Origin of the sequence: Bacillus sp. AF62 (assembly GCF_050312695.1) — a bacterium.
In the GTDB taxonomy this organism is placed as follows: Bacteria; Bacillota; Bacilli; order Bacillales; family Bacillaceae_G; genus Bacillus_A; species Bacillus_A cereus.
The window spans coordinates 1-1,856 of record NZ_JBNPJZ010000191.1 but is presented as its reverse complement, the minus strand read 5'-3'; the positions used below and the strand labels follow the sequence as shown (position 1 = coordinate 1,856).

Genomic DNA, 1,856 nt, shown 5'->3' with positions numbered 1-1,856 from the left:
TCCCTCCAATTTATTTCTTCTTTTTTGTTCAAAAATCGTTTAATTTACATATAAAAAAGCACCGTGAATGGATGCTATAGTTTGATTCATAAACTTTAAATCAACATCAATCTCATAATAAATTCATAAAAAATATAGGTATAGGGTTATAAAGAAGAAGTTATAGTATTCTTACAGAAAGACTTATATGTAAGTTTAATAATAGTTTAGACATAAAACCTCATTCTGTTCACTATCCCTATTTTCGTTCGTTGTGTTCGTTGTGTTCGTTTGTTTAATGGTTAGGAAAAAAATCCAAACAAAAAAAGGGATATGAAACCAAATGAAGAATCCTATACTATACCACTATTTTACTCAATCCTTTTTGTACGTATTTACATTTGCAACTGAGACGATTCCATTCGTCTCTTTTTTTATTGCATTCATTTTTATTGGTATAATAAACCAAATAGTAGCGCATAGTAAGAAGGGAAGACGGACAGACGATAGCATTGGCGCATGGAAACACACTACCTTCTTATGTTTCTCCGTCTTCCACACTGACATAGTTTTCTCTCTGAAGGATGAAAAATGCATCATGCAAATTTATACTCCACATGACCTGCCATACATTGCATGTGCATTTTTCATTCCTTTTAAAATGAATTTTACAATCTGGTACGTGATATTTTCTTATCCATACATAAGAGCACCTGTGCCCAAGGTGCCCTTTGATTGAAACTAAGATGATTTTGGTCTTCTATACTAGATATGTACCTCTTCCACGGTATGTGAAAACAAAAAGAGCACTCCAAAAAATGAGCGCTCTGTCTTAAAGATTAGCGAAAACTGTATTTATAACTGTTCTATACTCATGTATATAATCCTATTCTCATTATGCTAAAACCTTTCTTTTTCCAGCCGAAAAATATCCGTTTTCACGAGTGCTACACATAAAAGCGCGCAAAACCCTTCTCATAAAAAAGACCTTTTTACAGGGCAAAACAATGGTCCTCTAGACGCTTCTCCCGGAAAAAATATGTACTATCAAAATGTTGCAAACTCATTTATATCTTTCTAACTTTTCGACTAATTTTCTTGCAATTTCTGTTGTACTTTTTAAAGTTTCAGAACTGTTTTGTAAGTTTCTTTTCTCATCCTCTGAAATATTGGACCGATGAATGCTTTTATCTAACTCCGTGTGCTCATTATCTGCGATTTTTAAAATTTCTAATAAAATAGATAATAGGTGTTGCTGTGGTGATGGATTCGTCATATAGTTCCCGCCTTCTCATGCTTATTTTACTCCTTATTCAATATTTATCTGGCGTCTCTATAAATTAGAACTCTACTTACTATGTAGGTAGTTACAAATTTTCTTAGCAGATATACCATTTGATAAAGGACATTCACCTTAACATTCCTATAATATTTTGTTGTCACACTTACATATCTCTATTTTATTCACCCATTCTTACGCCCTTTTTATGCCGTTTTTGACTCTAAAAAAGAGAACACTCTTTATAGATGATCTCCCCTCTCAACGGCTCCATTCCATTCACATGGTTTCGGTTTTAGTTGCCGCATGATGCAGCCATTTAGCATATACATTTAATCTGGTAATAGAAGATTTTCATCCTCTTTCACTTTTCCATACTACCATAATACCTCTTTTTTTGAGGCCAAAAGTGACATAATAGTGACATCTTTTATCTTTCTCCCAATTTTTCAGCAATGGCGTACACAATACCATCTCTCCAACGTAAGGCTGTTCGTTTGGTGATGTGCAGCTCTTCTGCGATTCCGTCCCATGTCTTGCATTGTGGCTTTGTCCAATATTTTAATTTCACTAGTCTTTGTTTCTCTCGTTCTAATAA

At 33.7% G+C, this 1,856-nt stretch carries 2 protein-coding genes and 1 pseudogene; all 3 read right to left on the bottom strand.

Annotation, left to right across the window (positions count from 1 at the left end; translation table 11 throughout):
* Positions 1-354 precede the first annotated feature (354 nt).
* Positions 355-546, bottom strand: a complete 192-nt coding sequence (locus tag ACQRBL_RS32155) for a hypothetical protein (RefSeq protein WP_148315194.1) — start codon at positions 544-546, stop codon at positions 355-357.
* A 496-nt stretch (positions 547-1,042) separates the two neighbouring features.
* On the bottom strand, positions 1,043-1,255 hold the full coding sequence (locus ACQRBL_RS32150; RefSeq protein ID WP_000184289.1) for a hypothetical protein: 213 nt from the start codon (positions 1,253-1,255) through the stop codon (positions 1,043-1,045).
* 433 nt (positions 1,256-1,688) lie between these two features.
* A pseudogene (locus ACQRBL_RS32145) lies at positions 1,689-1,856 on the bottom strand (transcriptional regulator); the annotation flags it as partial.

Bases quoted from the DNA above. Each gene is read 5' to 3' on its own strand.
- ACQRBL_RS32155 (WP_148315194.1), bottom strand. From the start codon at position 546: ATGTCAGTGTGGAAGACGGAGAAACATAAGAAGGTAGTGTGTTTCCAT.
- ACQRBL_RS32150 (WP_000184289.1), bottom strand. From the start codon at position 1,255: ATGACGAATCCATCACCACAGCAACACCTATTATCTATTTTATTAGAA.